Here is a 17,424-nt window from a genome sequence, read left to right on the forward strand (position 1 = left end):
GGAATAAGGGCGATGCCCAAAGTCCTTCTGGGGTCCCCGTCTTGACTTGGGCCAAGACGGGGTACTGAGCCAGCGCCCCCGCCCAAGCGCGCAAGGGTTGGAAGACCCCTTTCAAGCCAGAAGTCCAGCCCCTAGTCGCCACTTAGGAAAAAGGTATATTGGCGACGTGGAATGGGACCTTTCGGACCTCTACGCGGGGCCTGAGGACCCCCGGATCGCCGAGGACCTCGAGGCCGCCCTCACCTTGGCCCAAGGTCTAAACCCCGAAGACCTTCACGACCCCAGCCGGGCCGCGGTGCTCCTGGGGCGCTACGAGGAGGCCCTGGAGAAGGCCTACAAACCCCTGAACTACGCTTCCCTCTACTTCGCCACCCGCACCCAGGACCCCACCGCCAAGGCCCTCCTGGACCGGGTCAGGAACCGCTACACCGAGGTGCGAAACCGCCTCCTGCCCCTCGAGGTGGCCCTGCGCAAGCTCCCCGAGGAGGTCTTTCAGGCCCTTTTGCGCCACCCGGGCCTTGCCGACCTCCGCCACTTCCTGCAAAGGCAACGGGCCTACGCCCCCCACACCCTCTCCGAGCGGGAGGAGGAGCTTTTAAACCTCAAGGGCCTGGTGGGAAGGAGCGCCTGGAGCCAGTTCTACACGGAGTACACCGGCCGCTTCCGCTTCCGGGTGGGGGAAAGGGAGCTCACCGAGATGGAGGTGCGCGCCCTCCGCCGGGACCCTGACCCCGAGGTGCGGCGGGAGGCCCACCGGGCGCTTTACGGGAAGCTTATCGCGGAGGCTCCCACCCTCAGCGCGGTCTTCAACGCGGTTTACCTGGACTATCTCCAGGACCTTCGCCTCAGGGGCTACCGCCACCCCCTGGAGCCCGTGGCCCTCAGGGACGAGGTGGAGGTGGGGGACATCGAGGCCCTCCTCGAGGCCACCCGGGCCCACTACCCCTTGGTGGAGGCCTACTACCGCTGGAAGGCCAAACGCCTGGGAGAAGAGCGGGTGGCGAGCCCCGACCTCCTCGCCCCCTTGGGCCGGGAAAAGCCCAAGGTGCCCTTTGAGGAGGCCAAGGCGTTGGTCCTGGAGGCCTTCCACCGCTTCTCCCCCAGGGTGGCGGCCATCGCCCGGGAGTTCTTTGAAAGGCGCTGGATGGACGTCTACCCCCGGCCCGGCAAGCGGGGCGGGGCCTTCTGCTCTGGGGGGCTTCCCTCCACCCACCCCTACGTCCTCCTCAACCACACCGACGACCTGGACGCGGCCCACACCCTGGCCCACGAACTCGGGCACGGGGTGCACTTCTACCTGGCCAGGAGGCAGCGCCTCCTCAACTTCGGGGCCTCCACCCCCCTGGCGGAGACCGCCAGCGTCTTTGCGGAGATCCTCCTGGACGACCTCCTCCTGGAGAGGCTTTCCCCGGAGGAAAAAACCCTCCTCTTGGCGGAAAGGGTGGAGGACGCCGTCAACACCCTCTTCCGCCAGGTGATGTACACCTTCTTTGAACGGCGGAGCCTCGAGGCCCGCCGGGAAGCGGCCCTCTCCCCCGAGGCCTTCCACGGGATCTGGCAGGAGGAACAGGAAAGGCTTTACGGGGACGCGGTGGCGTGGACCGAGCTGGACCAAGCGGCCTGGGCAGGCATCCCCCACTTCGTCCACTACCGCTTCTACACCTACAGCTACGCCCTGGGCTACCTGGTGGTCCTGGCCCTTTACGGCAAGTACCGGGAGGAGGGGGAGGCCTTCGTGCCCAAGTACCTGGAGGTCCTCGAGGCGGGGGAAAGCGCCAGTCCCAAGGAGATCCTGGCCAAGGCCGGGGTGGACCTGGCCTCCGAGGCCTTCTTCGGCTACGGCTTCGGGGTGCTGGAGTCTTGGCTTAAGGCCCTTCCTTAAGGCAAAATAGGGGGATGGACCTCGTCTATCGCCCCGGGCGTTACCCCTACCTCACCCAAGACCTCCCCGGCGTGGGGGGAGCCATCCGCCTCCTCCCCGAGGACTTCCAGGTGGAGGAGGTGCCCGCCTACCTGCCCAGCGGGGAAGGGGAGCACCTTTACCTATTCCTGGAGAAGGAAGGGCTCACCACCCGGCAAGTCTTTGAGTTCCTAAGGGACGAGGTGGGGGTGCCGGAAAAGGAGATCGGGGTGGCGGGGCTCAAGGACAAGCACGCCCGTACCCGGCAGTGGTTTTCCATCCCCCGCACCCACGAGGACGCCCTCTGCCTTTTGGAAAACCTCCGCGGGGTGAGGCTTCTGGACGCCGGCCTCCACACCAACAAGCTCCGCACCGGCCACCTCAAGGGAAACCGCTTCCGCATCCTGATCCGGGGCGCACAGGGCAAAGAGAAGGCGGAAGCCATCCTAAGGGTACTGGCGGAAAAGGGCCTTCCCAACTACTACGGCCCCCAGCGCTTTGGCCTTGGGGGAAAGAACCCGGTGCGGGGCTACGAGCTGGTGAAGCGGGGCAAGGGGCGGGGAAGCCCTTGGCTGAAGCGCTTCCTGGTGGGAAGCCTGCAGAGCCTCCTCTTCAACGACTGGGTGGCCTTGCGCATGGAACGGGGGCTATACGACCGGGTCATCCCCGGGGACTGGGCCAAGAAGCACGCCACGGGCGGAGAGTTCCTGGTGGAGCGCCCCGAGGAGGCGGAAAGGGCCCTGCGCCTGGAGATCAGCGCCACGGGACCCCTCTTCGGCAAGAAATACCCCGAGGCCCAAGGGGCGGCCCGGGCCCTGGAGGACGAGGTCCTGGCCCGCTACGACCTCAGGCGCGAGGACTTCGCCCTCAGGCGGGGGGCAAGGCGCCCCATCCGGGTTCCCCTCCAGGAGTGGCGGGTGGAGGAGGTTCCCGAGGGGCTATGGCTCTCCTTCTTCCTCCCCAAAGGCTCCTACGCCACCAGCCTCCTACGGGAGGTGATGAAGGTGGAGGTGGACGCCCCTGAGGAAGCCCTAGAAGAAGAATAGGGAGGGCTCGCGCCCTCCCCATGGAGCCCGATCCCCTAGAAGCGGTAGCCCAGTTTCATCTGGGCAGCGAGGGCGCCCCCCGCCAAGCCCACGTCCCCGCCCAGGAACACGGGCAGGCCCAAAGCCGCCTTCAGGTCGTACTCCGCATCGGCGCGGAAGTAGAAGTTGGCGCTCTGGAAGCCGGGGAAGGCCACCCCCAGGCCCACCCCCGCCTTCAGCCCCTCGGCCAGGGGGTAGAGGTAGCGGAAGAGAAAAGCCCCGTTCACGGCCCCGTTCACCACATAGGCCACGTCCAAAGCCGGCCGCACCTCCCCCACGGGTGGCTGGAACAGGAGGCAGTGCCAGGAAAGCTCAGCGCCAAAGCCCTGGGTACCCCCCACCACCGCCAGGGAGGGCTTTAAGTTCTCCACGGAAAACTGCGCCAAACCTAGGCCCAACACCACCGTCAAAACCCCTAGAATCCTCCGCATGGCCAAACCTCCCATGTGGATTTTACTCCATATTCAAGGCTTTTTGCAAGCCGTGCCCTAAGGAATCTCCAGGAAAAACCCGATACCCCCGCCCCCTAAGCACCTCCCCCACCGCCTCCCCTACCCCCCGGACCAGGATGGGAGGGGAGCCCAGGTTGAGCATCACCAGAAAGCCCACCACGTACTCGGCCAGCTCCTCCGGGGCCATCCTGGGCCCCCCGGTACGACCGTGGCCGGGGAGGTCCAGAAGGTAAAAGGTAAACCCCTCGGGAAGGGGCTCGGGCCAAGCGGCCGCCTCCTCCGCCAGAAGGACCACCGCTGGCCCCCTTCCCCTCCGGTCAAAGACCAGGTTCAGGCCGTAGAGGTGGAGGTACCCCCTCCGCCTCATAGGGCAAGACCCCCAGGCAAGGGACGGAAGGCCTCCCCCAGGAGGAAGTCCCCAACCAGGTCCAAGACCTCCTCCTTGGCCTCCCAAGGAACCAGGTGCCCGGCCTCCTCCAGGGTAAAGCGCACCGCTTCCCCCTTGGCGAAATCCGCCACCTCCTTCCCGTAAAAAGGAGGGGTGAAGGCGTCCCAGGCCCCCTGGACCACCAGGACCCGGGCCTCCGTACCCCTAAGCCAGCGGCGCTCGTCGGAAATCCCCTCCACCGCGTCCAGCCAGACCCTGACCCCCTCCTCCGATAACCCCTCCTTCCACACGGCGAAGATCTCCTCGCTTGCCGCTGCCCGGGGGCCGAAGAAAAGGGCCCGCCCCACCCGGGCGAATCCCTCCAGCCCCAAGGCCTCTAGGCCCAACCTCAATGCGGCCAACTTGGCGGAGAGAAGGGCATCCCGCCTCAGGATGGGGGAAAGGAGCACCAGGCTCCGCACCTCCTCCTGGAAGGCGGTCCTTAAGGCCGGCAAGGCCCCTTCCGCGAAGGCGATGAGGTGAAGACCCTCCTCCGAGGGAAGGTCCCGGAAGAAATCCAGGCCGGCAGGGGGTCCCAGAAGGCCGGGGAAAAGGCGGATCTCACCCACGCCCCCTTTATACTCCAGGGCATGGAAGGGAAAGCTATCCCAGAGCGGGAAACCCTGGACCGCACCTTGGGCGTGCGCTACCTGAAGCTGGAAAAGGAGGAGGTGGTGGCCGAGCTGGAGGTAACCCCCCGGGTGCACCAGCCCTTCGGCTTCCTCCACGGGGGGGCCACGGTGGCCCTGGCGGAGAGCGTGGCCAGCGTGGGAGGCTTCCTCAACTGCCCGCCAGGGCACGCCGCCTTCGGCCTGGAGATCAACTGCAACCACCTCCGCAAGAAACAAACGGGGGTCATCCGGGCGGTGGGAAGGCCCTTGCACGTGGGCCGCACCACCCAGGTGTGGGAGGTGAAAGTCTACGACGAGGAGGCAAGGTTGGTGGCGGCCAGCCGGTGCACCCTGGCGGTGGTGCCCCTAGAACCAGCCCCTTAGCCAGCGGAGCCAGTTCCTCCCCAGAAACCCCTCATCCCCCAGGGCCCGGAGGTCCCGGTGGCGGTCCAGGCCCTGGGGAACCGCCTCCAGGCCAAAACCCCCATCCCAATCCGAACCCAGGCCCACCCTCCCGGGGCCCAGGAGGGCTTCGGCATGGGCCTTGTGGCGGAAGAAGGCCTCGAGGGGAAGCCTGGGATCCCCCCGCTTCCAGTTGGGGTCCAAAAAGGCGTTGAAGGGCACCAGGCCCAAGACCCCATCCCGCTCCCTCAGGGCCTCCATGAGCCGATCCGAAAGGTGCCTTGGGGAAGGCACCAGGGCCCGGGCGTTGGCGTGGGTGGCGCACACCGGCCCCGAGAAGACCTCGAGGGCCTGCCATGCCGCTTCCTCTGCCAGGTGGGAAAGGTCCAGGGCCATCCCCAGGGCCTCCATCGCCTCCAAGAGGGACCTCCCCCGCTCGGTCAGGGGGCCCTCCTCCGCGTTGCCCCCGGCGTAAGCGTTCCCCGTGGCCCAGGTGAGGGAAAGGAGCCTTAGGCCCCGCTCCCTTAGGGGCAGGAGGTCCTCCGGGGCGGCCAGGGCGTGGGCCCCTTCCAGCAGGAGCACCAGCCCCAACACCCGGTCTTGGGGGAAGCGGCTTAGGTGGGCCTCCAGCTCCCGTCCGTCCCGCAGAAGGCGCACCAACCCCTCCGCCTCCCAGGCCTCGTAGAGGTGGAGCTGGGCCCAGACCTCCTCTTCCCAGTCCTCCCGCCCCCCCTCCCGGGGGTCCACGAAGAGGGTGGCGAAGGCCACGGCCACCCCGGCCTCCTGCAGGCTCCTTAGGGTCACCAAGGGGGTTTCGGGGTGGGGGTCCACCTCCCGGAGGCGGTCCAGGGGGAGGGTGAGGTCCCGCCCTAGGGCCCGGGCGTTATAGGCCAGGTCCAGGTGAGCGTCTATCAGGGGCTCCAACGAACTCAAGGTGTACACAAAACTAAAGTGCCAAAATCCTGGTCTAGAAGAACAGTCCATACCCCATATACATCCGGCTTCCTAGGGCCCCGGAGGACAAAGAACCCAACTAAACTCGTGGGGTTTTGTTGTCGCATCAAAAGCTGATATTTAAACCCTTTTCGTTTGGCATCCATTTGAAAGGCCTGAAACGAGGGTGTGGCTCTTGGTAAAGTGTAACCCTCAAACTTTTTGCATTTTTGTCCTTGGTTTTTAACTAACAAGTCTAACGCTTCGGCTATGGCATGGATATTTTTGCTGTTAGTTTGTATGGCTTCTTGTACAACGAGTCCGTGGAAGTTGCTTTTAAGGTTTCGCACCTGAGCGGTGGCAGAAGAAAATAAAAACACCCAAAGAGCAAGGTCGTGTAAGGAATTATGTGTAGGGGTTTGTGTATAAAAGGGGGGTACCAGGATTAGGAAGGAGGTACCCCGTGGACCAGGATACCTTGCAGGTGATGCTAAGGGAAGCGGTGAGGCAGACGGTGACCGAGGTCTTGCAGATTCTCCTGGACGCCGACCGGGAAGCCTTCTTGCGCCAGCACGGGGGACGCAAGAACGGCTACTACCCCCGCAAGCTGGAGACCGCCTTTGGCCAGGTGAAGCTGGCCATCCCCCGGGATCGGGAAGGGAAATACTATCCCAGCCTCCTTCAACCCTATGCCCGCCGTCAGGTGGACGTGGGGGAGGTGGCCATTGCCCTTTACGCCGCTGGGGTGAGTCAACGCAAAGCGGCGGAGGTGATGAGCCTCTTGCTGGGCCACCGGTACACCCACGAAACCATCAGCGCCATCACCGACCAGGTGCTGGAAGCGGCCGAGGCTTTCCAGAAGCGGCCTTTGCCGGAGGAGATGGCCTTTGTTTACCTGGATGGCTTTTTCTTGAAGGTGCTCAGGGAGGGACTTGGGGTGGAGAGGGCGGCCGTATACGTGGCCCTGGGGGTGACCCCCAAAGGGGAGAGGCAGGTTCTGGGCTTCTGGCTCCTTCCCACGGAGAACGCCCATGCCTGGGGGGAGGTGCTGAAGGAGCTTTGGGAAAGGGGGCTAAGGCGGGTGTTGCTGTTGGTCACCGATGGTCTACCTGGGATAGAGGAGGCCATCAGGAGGGTTTATCCCATGGCGGGGTGGCAGCGGTGCGTGGTGCACATGGTGCGCTCTAGCCTGGGGCAGGTGCGTTCCCGGGACAGGGCTCTTTTGGCCCAAGACCTGAAGGGGGTGTACATGGCGGGGAGCCGACAGGAAGCCCTGGGTGCTTTGGAGAGGCTGAGGGAGGCCTGGGGTGCCAGGTACCCTTCCCTGGTGGCCTCCTGGTGGGAGAACTCGGGGGCTCTGCTCCGTTTCCACGATTACCCCCAGGTGCTCTGGCCCTATCTGCGGAGCACCAACCTGATGGAGAGGTTCATCCGGGAGGTGAGGCGTGGGACGAAGGTGCGGGATCATAAGTTCCCCCGACCCGAGTCTGTGTTTAAGCTCCTTTACTTGGAGGCGGAGCGTCAGGAGGGGAGGTGGTCTGAGCGGCGATTGAAGGGCTTTGCTGAGGTGCGGGAAGTGCTGGAGAAGATGCTTCTGGAGAGGTATGCCCCCCGTACACAGACGCTTACACATAAATCTTGACACGACCAAGAGCAAGCAATAAGCCGATACACCCAGCTACTGTCTTCATTGCAAACAAAGTATAGCAAATCCTTTGTGAAGTGTGTCAAGTTAAAATGAAAAGACGTGATACCTACTGACCTTCCCCCCCTCCCGGAAACCCCCGGGGTCTACCTCTGGAAACGGGGGGAGGAGGTCCTCTACGTGGGCAAGGCCAAGAACCTCCGCGCCCGGGTGCGGAGCTACTTCCACGCCGAGGGCAAGGCGGCCCGCATCGCCGAGGAGGCCACCGCCTTGGAGTTCATCGCCACCCGGGACGAGGTGGAGGCCCTCCTGCTGGAGGCCAACCTCATCAAGGTCCACCGCCCCCCCTACAACGTCCTGCTGAAGGACGACAAGCACTACCCCTTCCTGAAACTCACCCGGGAGGCCTTCCCCACCCTCCTGGTGGTGCGGAGGGTGGAGGAGGACGGGGCCAAGTACTATGGGCCCTTCCCCGAGGCGGGCGCCCTCAGGCGCATCAAGACCCTGATCGACCGCCTCTTCCCCTTGCGCAAGAACTCGGGCTACCCCATGAAAAGGCGGCGCTACCCCTGCCTGAACCACAGCATGGGCCGCTGCCTGGCCCCTTGCGTGGGCCTGGCGGACCCTAAGGCCTATGGGGAGGTGGTGCGCCAGGTGGAGGCGGTGCTGGAGGGGAAGGTGGACGGGCTCCTAAAGGAGCTGGAAGCCAAGATGCGCGAGGCGGCCAAGAGGCTGGAGTTTGAGCGGGCGGCGGAGATCCGCGACCAGATGGAAGCCCTAAAGGCCTTCTTCGCCACCGCCCAGCAGGCCTTTGACCCGGAGCTGGGGGACCTGGACTTCCTGAGCCTGGCCCAGGCGGGCCCCCTGGCCGTGGTCCAGCTCTACCAGGTGCGCTCCGGGCGTATCCTGGGGCGCATCAGCCGGGTGGTGGAAAAGGAGGAGGCGAGCCCTGAGGAAATCCTCTGGGCCTTCCTGCGGGACCACTACCTGGAGGCCTCCCCCCTACCCCCCCTGGTCCTGCTTCCCTTCCCCCTGGAGGACCTGGAAAGCCTAGCCGCCCTCCTCCGCCGCCGCGCCGGGCGGAGGGTGGAGCTAAGGGTACCCCAAAAGGGGGAGAAGGTAAGGCTTTTGGAACTGGCGGAAAGGAACGCCCGCCTGGCCCTGGAAACCGAGCTCAAGCAAAGGGAAAGGCGGGGGGACCACCCCGCCCTCAAGGCCCTCCAGGAGATCCTGGGGCTATCCCAGAGGCCCTACCGCCTCGAGGGCTACGACATAAGCCACCTCCAGGGCCAGGCCCGGGTCTTTTCCCTGGCGGTCTTTGAGGGGGGAAGGCCCAAGCGGGCCGAGTACCGCAGGATGCGCCTAAAGGCGGGGAACGACGACTACGCCGCCATGGAGGAGGGGGTCTTTCGCCGCTTTACGGGAAGCCTCAAGGACCTGCCCCTCCCCGACCTCCTCCTCATCGACGGGGGGCTGGGCCAGGTGCGGGCGGCCGCCCGGGCCCTGGAAAGGGCGGGCCTGCGCATCCCCCTGGTGGGCCTGGCGAAGAAGGAGGAGGTCCTCATCACCCCGGAGGGGCGGGAGATCCGCCTCGCCCTCACCCACCCCGCCCTAAGGCTCCTCATCCACCTGCGGGACGAGGCCCACCAAAACGGCCTCCGCTACCACCAAAAGCAGCGGAGCCAGGAGCTTTTCCGGGTGCTTGCGGGCATCCCCGGCATTGGGGAAGCCCGCAAGCGCCTCCTCCTGGAGCGCTACGGGGGGCTTAGGGCCCTAAAGGAAGCCTCCCTGGAGGAGCTGGCCCGCCTGCCCGGGATGAACCGCAAGGCGGCGGAGGCCTTAAAGGCCGCCCTGGAAAACCCCCCTACGGAAACCTCACCGCCATCGGCCTGAGGCGGTTTTCCCGGGTCCCGTCCCCCAGTTGCCCGTACTCGTTCCTTCCCCAGGCATAAAGGAGGCCCTCCGCGGTCAGGGCCAGGCTGTGGGCGTCCCCGGCAGCGATGGCCACGACCCCTTTTAGGCCCTCCACCCGGCGGGCCTCCATGCGCCCTTCCTGGGTGCCGTCCCCCAGCTGGCCGGCCTCGTTGGCCCCCAAGGCCCAAACCTCCCCTTCCTTGGTCAGGCAAAGCAGGTGCTCCCGGCCCGCCGCCAAGGCCACCACGGGGGGCAAGCCCGCAAGCCGCCTTGGGGTAGCGGAATCCAGGCCGAAGACATACACCGAGCCGTCCTCCAAGAGGGCGGCGCTGAAGCTACCCCCGCCCACGGCCTGGACCACCCGGGATAACCCCTCCACCGGCAAGGGCCGGGAACGGGACTCCACGGTGCCGTCCCCCAGCTGCCCCGAAAGGTTGGCCCCCCAGGCGTAAAGCCGTCCCTCGCGGGTCAGGGCCAAGGAGTGGAAATACCCCGCCGCCACCGCCATCACGGGGGGAAGCCCCTGGACCCGCACAGGGGCGCTCCGCCCCTCGAGGGTCCCATCCCCCAGCTGGCCCTCGCCATTGGCCCCCGAGGCGTACACCGCCCCGCCCTCCGCCAGGAAAAGGCTATGCCCATACCCTCCCGCCACGCCCACGATCCTGGGCAACCCCTCCACCCGCACCGGCCGGCCCTGGCTGGCCCGGGAACCCAGGCCCAGCTGGCCCTCCTCGTTGCGGCCAAAGGCCAGCACCCTCCCCTCGGGGTCCAGGGCCAGGGTGTGGGCCTCGCCCGCCGCCACGGCCACCACACCCTGGAGCAAAAGCACCGGACGGTTGCGGTTCAGGAAGCTCCCGTCGCCCAGTTGGCCATGGTAGTTCCAACCCCAGCCCCAAAGGGCCCCCAGTTTGACCACCCCTTGCCTAAGGAAAAGGCTGTGCCCAGAACCCGCCGCCAGCATCCCTTGGGCAAGGGCCATGCCCAAAAGCCCTAAGGCCAACCCGCCCCACCTTGGCCATCCCATGGCCCCAGGTTAACCCCACGGGTTTAAACCCCGCCTAAAGCCTGGGGTAAGATAACCCCCTGATGGTGCGCCGCGCCCTGGAAGAGGCCATTCACCACGCCCTAAAGGAGCTGGGCCTGGACCTTCGCCTGAAGGTGGCCCGGGCCCCCAAGGACAAGCCTGGGGACTACGGGGTACCCCTCTTCGCCCTGGCGAAGGAGCTCAAAAAGCCACCCCAGGCCATCGCCCTCGAGCTTAAGGACCGCCTGGACCTGCCCCCTTTCGTGGAGGAGGCCATCCCCGTGGGGGGGTATTTGAACTTCCGCATCCGCTCGGAGGACCTCCTAAAGGAGGCCCTGAGGCCCAAGAAGCCCTTCCCCAAGCGGGAAGGCCTGGTCCTCGTGGAGCACACCTCGGTGAACCCCAACAAGGAGCTCCACGTGGGCCATCTGCGGAACCTGGCCTTGGGGGACAGCCTGGCCCGCATCCTGGACTACGCCGGGCGGGAGGTCCTGGTGCTGAACTACATCGACGACACGGGCCGCCAGGCGGCGGAAACCCTCTTTGCCCTCAGGCACTACGGCCTCACCTGGGACGGAAAGGAAAAGTACGACCACTTCGCCGGGAGGGCCTACGTGCGCCTGCACCAGGACCCGGACTACGAGAACCTCCAGGGGGAGATTGAGGAGGTGCTCCACGCCCTGGAGCGGGGGGAGCTGAGGGAGGAGGTAAACCGCATCCTCCTGGCCCAGATGGATACCATGAAGGCCCTGGGGGCCCACTACGACCTTTTGGTCTGGGAGACGGACATCGTGCGGGCTGGGCTTCTGGGCAAGGCCCTGGAGATCCTAAAGCGAAGCCCCCACGTCTTCCGCCCCACGGAGGGCAAGTACGCCGGGGCCTTGGTCATGAACGCAAGCCCCTTCATCCCGGGCCTCGAGGATCCCTACTTCGTCCTGGTGCGCTCCGGCGGGGCCGCCACCTACTACGCCAAGGACATCGCCTTCCAGTTCTGGAAGATGGGCCTCCTGGAGGGCCTGTACTTCCGGCCCTACGAGAACCCCTACTACCCCGCCCTCAAGACCAGCGCCCCCACAGGGGAGTCCTATACCCCGAAGGCCCGGGAAACCATCAACGTCATCGACGTCCGCCAAAGCCATCCCCAGGCCCTGGTGCGGGCGGCCCTGGCCCTAAGCGGAAGGCCGGACCTGGCCGAGGGCGCCTTCCACCTGGCCTACGAAACCGTGCTCCTGGAGGGCAAGCAAATGTCGGGAAGGAAGGGCCTGGCGGTGAGCGTGGACGAGGTCTTGGAGGAGGCCGAGCGCCGGGCTCTCGCCGTCATCGAGGAGAAGAACCCCGAGCACCCCGCCAAGGAGGAGGCGGCCAGGATGGTGGCCCTGGGGGCCATCCGCTTCGCCATGGTGAAGACCGAGCCCCGGAAGCAGATCGATTTCCGCTACGCCGAGGCCCTCTCCTTTGAAGGGGACACGGGGCCTTATGTGCAGTACGCCCACGCCCGGGCCCACAGCATCCTGCGCAAGGCGGGGGAGTGGGGCGAGCCCGACCTCTCCCAGGCCACCCCCTACGAGCGGGAGCTGGCCCTGGCCCTTTTGGACTTTGAGGAGGCGGTCTTGGAAGCGGCGGAGGAGAGGACGCCCCACGTGCTGGCCCAGTACCTCCTGGACCTGGCCGGCAGCTGGAACGCCTACTACAACGCCAAGGAGGATGGGCGGCCCGCCACCCCAGTCCTCACGGCACCCCCGGGCCTAAAGGAGCTCCGCCTCGGCCTGGTGCAAAGCCTGCAACAAACCCTGAAGACGGGGCTTTCCCTCCTGGGCATCCCCGCCCCTGAGGTAATGTAAGGGCATGCGCCTTGCCCTCGCCGCCCTCCTCCTTTTCCTTTTGGCCCTGGGCCAGCGCCTGGTCTCCCCCGAGGAGGTGGCCCGAAGCCAGGTGATCCAGAAGGCCCTGCCGGCGGTGGTCCGGGTCCAGGGCTCCCCCAGCGTCCCCGGGGAGAACCAGGTGGTGGGCACGGGGTTTTTCGTGAGCCCCTTCCGGGTGGTCACCAACTACCACGTGGTCCAGGGCCTTACCGACCTTACCGTGCGCCTCACGGACGGGCGCGCCTTCCCCGCGGAGCGCTTCGCCGTGGACCCAGGGATTGACATCGCCCTCCTTACGGTGCGCGGCCTCCAGGCCCCCCGGGTGCTGGCCTTCAGCAAAACCCCCAGCGCCAGCCTTCCCCTGGGCATGGGGGTGGTGCTGGTGGGGTTTCCCTTCGGACAAGGACCCCTGGCCTCCTACGGGATCCTCTCCGGCATAGGCCCCCTCGAGGTCCCCTCCCCCGACCCCAGCGTGGGGGCCGAGGTGGGGGAGTACCTCTTCACCGATGCCCCCCTCACCGTGGGCAACTCGGGAAGCCCCCTCTTGAGCCTGCAAGGGGAGGTGATCGGGGTGGTGGCGGACGTGGTGGGCGGCCCCTCGGGGGTAGGAGGGATCGGGGTGGCCATCCCGGCGGAGCTGGTGGCCCAAAGCGTCCAGGACCTGGAGCGCTTTGGCATCCCCCAACGGGGCTGGCTGGGGGCCAGCCTGGTCAGCCTGGACGAGCTCCCGCCGGTCCTCCTCCGGGCGGTGGGCCTCACCACCACCCAGGGGGCCATGGTGGACCGGGTGGAGCCGGGAAGCCCCGCGGCCCGGGCCGGCCTGCGGAGCGCCCAGCGGGACGCCCAAGGGAGGCTTTTGGCCCTCGGGGACGTAATCCTGGCGGTAAACGGCAAGGGGGTCAAGGACAAGGCGGAGGTGGTGCGCCTCATCGCCCGCTACCGCCCCGGGGACCGGGTGCGGCTCACGCTTTGGCGGGACGGGCGGCGGCTGGAGGTCACCCTCACCATGGTGGCCAGGCCCGCCAGCCGTTAGGTTGGCTTGCGGAGGTAAGGGTGTACATCGCCATAGAAGGCCCCATCGGCGCAGGCAAGACCACCCTGGCCCGGCTTCTGGCCCATAGGCTTGGGGCCGAGCCCCTTTTGGAGGTGGTGGAGGAAAACCCATTCCTGCCCCTTTTCTACCAGGACCGGCAGCGCTACGCCTTCAAAACCCAGGTCTTCTTCCTCCTATCCCGTTACCGGCAGCTTTCCCGCCTTCGGGAAAGGCCCCTCTTCGGCGGGGTGGTGGCGGACTACCTTTTTGACCAGGACGCCATCTTCGCCAGCCTGAATCTGGAAGGCCCGGAATGGGACCTGTATCTGGACCTCTACCGGGAGCTTTCCCTAAAGCTCCCCCCGCCCGACCTCACCGTCTACCTGCGGGCCCCGGTGCCCGTGCTGTTGGAACGGATAAGGAAACGGGGCAGGCCCTTTGAGGAGGGGATGGACCCTGGCTATTTGGAAGCCCTGTCCGAGGCCTACGAGCGCCACTTCGCCCGCTACCCCCATCCCCTTTTGGTCCTGGAGGCGGACCAGCTGGACTATAGCCGGCCCGGCCCCGACCAGGAGCGGGTGGTGGCCCTGGTGAAAACCCGCCTCCTCCAAGGGGAAACCCAGCCTTAAGCCATGTACCTGGCCATCGCCGGCAACATCGGTAGCGGCAAAAGTTCCCTCACCGCCTTGCTCTCAGAGGCCTTCGGGCTGAAGCCGGTGTACGAGGCGGTGAGCGAGAACCCCTACCTGGAGGACTTCTATCGGGATATGGGGGCCTACGCCTTCCACTCCCAGGTCTTCTTCCTGGCGCGTAGGGTGCGCCAGCACCTGTTGGAGGTGAACGGGAGCCAGGCCGTGGTCCAGGACCGCACCGTCTACGAGGACGCCCTGGTCTTCGCCCAGAACCTCTACCGGCAGGGGCATCTTAAGGAACGGGACTGGCGGACCTACCTGGAGCTATTCCATAGCGTATCCCCAGCCCTCCGCAAGCCCGACCTTTTCATCTACCTCCGGGCGAGCCTTCCCACCCTCAGGGAGCGGATCCGGAAGCGGGGAAGGCCCTTTGAGCAAAACCTCCCCGACCGCTACCTGCTCGGCCTCAACGCCCTCTACGAGGAGCTCATCGCCTCCTGGAACCTCTCCCCCGTCCTCGTGGTGGAGGCGGACCGGATAGACTTCGTGGAGAGGGAGGAGGACCGCCAAGCCCTTCTTGCGGCCCTGCGTCCCTGGATCGGGCCATGACCCTGGAGGAGCTTTTCGCCCCCTATGGCCTAAAGGCCCCGCCCCGTAGGGTCCTGGGCCTCACCCTGGACTCGAGGCGGGTGGAGCCGGGCTTTGTCTTCGTGGCCGTGCCGGGGGTGCCCCTACCCCACCGCAAACCCTTGGACGGGCACGCCTTTATCCCGGAGGCCCTGGGGCGGGGGGCCATCGCCGTGGTGGGGGAGAGGGCCTTGAGCCTTCCCGTTCCCTACCTGCAGGTGGCGGACGCCCGCCAGGCCCTGGCGGAACTCTCCCGGCGGTTTCACGGGGAGCCCGACCGGAGGCTACAGCTTTTCGGGGTCACCGGATCCAAGGGCAAGAGCACCACGGCAAGCCTCCTCCACCACCTCCTGCAAGCCGGGGGCAAGCAGGCGGCCCTCCTCTCCACCGTGGCCCTGAGGCTGGGGGAGGAGGCCCACCCCCCCTTTGGCCACTTCACCACCCCCGAGGCCCCCGAGGTGTACGGGTTTTTACGGGAGGCCGCGGAGAGGGGGCTTGTGGCTGCGGTCTTGGAGGTCTCCAGCCACGCCCTGGCCCTGAAGCGGGTGGAGGGGCTTTCCTACCGCATCGGGGTCTTCGTGAGCTTCTACCCCGACGACCACCTGGACCTCCACGGCACCCCGGAGGCCTACTTCGGGGCCAAGGCCCTATTGGTGGAGCGCTCGGAGCTTGCGGTCTTGAGCACCGCCCTTCCCCACCTGGAGCGCCTCAAGGCGCGGCCCCACCTCCTCTTCGGGCCCGGGGGGGAGGTCGTTGGGGAGGGCTTACGGGAGGAGGCGGAAGGCCTCCGCTTCACCCTCCGCACCCCCTGGGGCTCGGGGGAGGCCTATCTGCCCATGCTGGGGGGGTACAACCTGGATAACGCCCTGGCCGCAAGCGCCGCCGCCTTGGCCCATGGGCTTCCCCTGGAAAGGGTGCTGGAGGGCCTCGCCACCTTCCCCGGGGTCCCGGGGCGGATGGAGGCGGTGCAGAAGGAGCCCTTCCGGGTGGTCATTGACTTCGCCCACACGGGAAAAAGCCTGGAGGAGGCCCTAAGGACCCTACGGGCCACCACCCGGGGAAGGCTTCTTCTGGTGGTGGGGGCCGCGGGGGAACGGGACCCCAGGAGGCGGGAGGACATCGGGCGGGTGGCGGCGAGGCTTGCCGACAAGGCCTTTTTCACGGAGGAGGACCACCGCACGGAGGACCTCAGGGCCATCCTCCACGCCATGGCCGAGGCGGCCGCACGGGAGGGGGGCACCTACGAGCTGGTGCCCGACCGCAAGGAGGCCATCCTCCGCGCCCTCTCCGAGGCCCGGGAGGGGGACACGGTGCTCCTTGCCGGCAAGGGGCACGAGCGCACCCTGGAACGGGGCACCCTGGCCCTGCCCTGGGACGAAAGGGCGGTGGCCCTGGAAGGGCTTAAGGCCCTGGGCCTTGGTACCGAGGCGTAGGGGTTGCCGCAAGATACGGGCCTAGCCCGGGAGCCATAGCCGGGAAATAAAGGGCATGCGCAGGGCTTTTCTGGGGCCCCCGTCGTGGCGCAAGCCACGACGGGGCTCTTAGATGGCGGCCAGCAGCCCTAGGGAAGCCACCCACGCCTCAAAGGCCCTGAGGCCCCTTTGGTACATGGCCTCCCGCTTCTCCTTCTTGGCCATCCTTCCCTCCACGGGAGGCACCAGCCCCCAGTTGGCGTACATGGGCTGGAAGCCCTGGGGGTTGGCGGTGGCCAGGAAGCGGACCAACCCCCCAAGGAGGCTCTCCTCCGGCGGGGCCACGGGCTCCAGCCCCCGGTAGCGCCGGGCGGCGTTGAGGCCCGCCAGGAATCCCGTGGCGGCGCTTTCCAAGTAGCCCTCCACCCCCGCCAAGACCCCGGCGGCAAAAAGGCCTTCCTCCTCCTTGAACTCCAAGGTCTCCCGCAGGAGAAGAGGGGCGTTCAGGTAGGTGTTCCGGTGCATCACCCCGTAGCGAACGATCTCGGCGTTTTCCAAGCCCGGGATCATCCGGATGAGCCGCTTCTGCTCGGGCCACTTGAGCCCGGTCTGGAAGCCCACCAGGCTCCACATCCGCCCCGCCTTGTCCTCCTGGCGGAGCTGCACCACGGCGAAGGGTTCCTTCCCGGTCCTCGGGTCCTTGAGGCCCACGGGCTTCATGGGGCCGAAGAGAAGGGTTTGGTAGCCCCTCCTTCCCAGCTCCTCCACCGGCACGCAGGCCTCAAAGAAGGCCCGTTTCTCCCACTCGTGGGGGGTGTGTTCCTCCGCCTCGAGGAGGGCCTGGTAGAACCGCCGGTACTCCTCCTCGGTCAGGGGGCAGTTGAGGTAGTCCGCCTCCTGCCCGTAGCGCCCCGCGCGGAAGCACTTGGTGAGGTCAATGCTCTCGTAGAGGACGATGGGGCTTGCGGCATCAAAGTAGCTCAGGAAGTGGTCGCCAAACCGGCGGCGTATGGCCTGGGAAAGGGCATCGGAGGTGAGGGGGCCCGTGGCCAGGATGGCCAGGCCCCTAGGCACCTCCGCCACCTCCTCCCGCACCACCTCCACCAAGGGATGCCGGGAAAGCCTCTCCGTGATGTACTGGCTAAACTCCTCCCGATCCACCGCCAAGGCCCCCCCGCGGGCACCCGGGCCCGGAAGGCCGCCTCCATGATGAGGCTCCCCGCCCGGCGCATCTCCGCCTGCAAGAGCCCCTTGGCGTTCGTGGGCCCCTCGCCCCCCAAGGAGTTGGAGCAGACGATCTCCGCCAGCCGCCCCGTGGCGTGGGCCGGGGTCATCTTCTTCGGGCGCATCTCAAAAAGGCGCACGGGCACCCCAAGCCGCGCCAGGGTCCAGGCGGCCTCGCTCCCCGCGAGGCCCCCGCCCACCACCGTTACCCGTTCCATCCTTTAGATGCTACCATCCAGCT

The 17,424-nt window shown here is 66.8% G+C and carries 15 protein-coding genes and 1 pseudogene; 10 read left to right on the forward strand and 6 right to left on the reverse strand.

From position 1 onward, the window contains the following. The first annotated feature begins 166 nt into the window (after positions 1–166). Both BS74_RS07770 and truD read left to right on the forward strand, forming a co-directional pair. Positions 167–1,882 carry a M3 family oligoendopeptidase gene (locus BS74_RS07770; protein ID WP_038057641.1) on the forward strand — a complete coding sequence of 572 codons (1,716 nt, stop codon included), beginning with the start codon at positions 167–169 and terminating at the stop codon, positions 1,880–1,882. Positions 1,883–1,896: 14 nt separating this feature from the next. Further along, positions 1,897–2,946 carry a tRNA pseudouridine(13) synthase TruD gene (gene truD / locus BS74_RS07775; RefSeq protein WP_038057644.1) on the forward strand — a complete coding sequence of 350 codons (1,050 nt, stop codon included), beginning with the start codon at positions 1,897–1,899 and terminating at the stop codon, positions 2,944–2,946. Positions 2,947–2,981: 35 nt separating this feature from the next. Here truD and BS74_RS07780 read toward each other — a convergent pair whose 3' ends face one another. The 3 genes from BS74_RS07780 to BS74_RS07790 are packed head-to-tail and all read right to left on the reverse strand — an operon-like array spanning position 2,982 to position 4,433. After that, the gene (locus BS74_RS07780; RefSeq protein WP_038059033.1) at positions 2,982–3,416 is read right to left on the reverse strand and encodes a hypothetical protein; all 435 of its coding nucleotides are present in this window, start codon (positions 3,414–3,416) and stop codon (positions 2,982–2,984) included. A 22-nt stretch (positions 3,417–3,438) separates the two neighbouring features. After that, on the reverse strand, positions 3,439–3,804 hold the full coding sequence (locus BS74_RS07785) for an alpha/beta fold hydrolase (RefSeq protein ID WP_038057645.1): 366 nt from the start codon (positions 3,802–3,804) through the stop codon (positions 3,439–3,441). Next, positions 3,801–4,433, reverse strand: a complete 633-nt coding sequence (locus tag BS74_RS07790; protein WP_038057650.1) for an alpha/beta fold hydrolase — start codon at positions 4,431–4,433, stop codon at positions 3,801–3,803. The genes BS74_RS07785 and BS74_RS07790 overlap by 4 nt, the downstream gene beginning before the upstream one ends. A 21-nt stretch (positions 4,434–4,454) precedes the next feature. On the opposite strand from BS74_RS07790, the gene BS74_RS07795 reads away from it, so the two are divergent. Further along, on the forward strand, positions 4,455–4,859 hold the full coding sequence (locus tag BS74_RS07795) for a PaaI family thioesterase (protein WP_038057653.1): 405 nt from the start codon (positions 4,455–4,457) through the stop codon (positions 4,857–4,859). Here the strand turns inward: BS74_RS07795 and BS74_RS07800 are convergent. After that, positions 4,842–5,801: a dipeptidase gene (locus tag BS74_RS07800; RefSeq protein ID WP_038057655.1), complete on the reverse strand. Its 960-nt coding sequence runs from the start codon at positions 5,799–5,801 to the stop codon at positions 4,842–4,844. The genes BS74_RS07795 and BS74_RS07800 overlap by 18 nt on opposite strands. 430 nt (positions 5,802–6,231) lie before the next feature. Here BS74_RS07800 and BS74_RS07805 point away from each other — a divergent pair, with 430 nt between their 5' ends. Together BS74_RS07805 and uvrC are read left to right on the forward strand one after the other, a co-directional pair. Further along, complete coding sequence (locus BS74_RS07805; protein ID WP_038055582.1) at positions 6,232–7,452, forward strand: IS256 family transposase; 1,221 nt, start codon at positions 6,232–6,234, stop codon at positions 7,450–7,452. 105 nt (positions 7,453–7,557) lie between these two features. Further along, positions 7,558–9,348 carry an excinuclease ABC subunit UvrC gene (gene uvrC / locus BS74_RS07810; RefSeq protein WP_038057657.1) on the forward strand — a complete coding sequence of 597 codons (1,791 nt, stop codon included), beginning with the start codon at positions 7,558–7,560 and terminating at the stop codon, positions 9,346–9,348. On the opposite strand, the gene BS74_RS07815 is transcribed toward uvrC, so the two are convergent. Then, on the reverse strand, positions 9,320–10,393 hold the full coding sequence (locus BS74_RS07815) for an RCC1 domain-containing protein (RefSeq protein ID WP_051946814.1): 1,074 nt from the start codon (positions 10,391–10,393) through the stop codon (positions 9,320–9,322). The genes uvrC and BS74_RS07815 overlap by 29 nt on opposite strands. A 62-nt stretch (positions 10,394–10,455) precedes the next feature. Here BS74_RS07815 and BS74_RS07820 point away from each other — a divergent pair, with 62 nt between their 5' ends. The 5 genes from BS74_RS07820 to BS74_RS07840 are packed head-to-tail and all read left to right on the forward strand — an operon-like array spanning position 10,456 to position 15,980. Then, positions 10,456–12,234, forward strand: coding sequence for an arginine--tRNA ligase (locus tag BS74_RS07820; protein WP_038057658.1), 1,779 nt, complete (start codon positions 10,456–10,458; stop codon positions 12,232–12,234). A gap of 4 nt (positions 12,235–12,238) precedes the next feature. Further along, positions 12,239–13,288, forward strand: a complete 1,050-nt coding sequence (locus tag BS74_RS07825; protein ID WP_038057660.1) for a S1C family serine protease — start codon at positions 12,239–12,241, stop codon at positions 13,286–13,288. 20 nt (positions 13,289–13,308) lie between these two features. After that, on the forward strand, positions 13,309–13,917 hold the full coding sequence (locus BS74_RS07830; RefSeq protein WP_038057662.1) for a deoxynucleoside kinase: 609 nt from the start codon (positions 13,309–13,311) through the stop codon (positions 13,915–13,917). 3 nt (positions 13,918–13,920) lie between these two features. Next, the gene (locus BS74_RS07835; protein WP_038057664.1) at positions 13,921–14,529 is read left to right on the forward strand and encodes a deoxynucleoside kinase; all 609 of its coding nucleotides are present in this window, start codon (positions 13,921–13,923) and stop codon (positions 14,527–14,529) included. Then, positions 14,526–15,980 (forward strand): Mur ligase family protein, encoded by a 1,455-nt coding sequence (locus BS74_RS07840; protein ID WP_038057666.1) that lies wholly within the window; start codon positions 14,526–14,528, stop codon positions 15,978–15,980. Before BS74_RS07835 ends, BS74_RS07840 begins: the two co-directional genes overlap by 4 nt. 108 nt (positions 15,981–16,088) lie before the next feature. On the opposite strand, the pseudogene trmFO reads toward BS74_RS07840, so the two are convergent. After that, positions 16,089–17,401: pseudogene (trmFO, locus tag BS74_RS07845) on the reverse strand (methylenetetrahydrofolate--tRNA-(uracil(54)-C(5))-methyltransferase (FADH(2)-oxidizing) TrmFO). Positions 17,402–17,424 lie beyond the last annotated feature (23 nt).

Origin of the sequence: Thermus amyloliquefaciens (assembly GCF_000744885.1) — a bacterium.
Classification (GTDB): domain Bacteria; phylum Deinococcota; class Deinococci; order Deinococcales; family Thermaceae; genus Thermus; species Thermus amyloliquefaciens.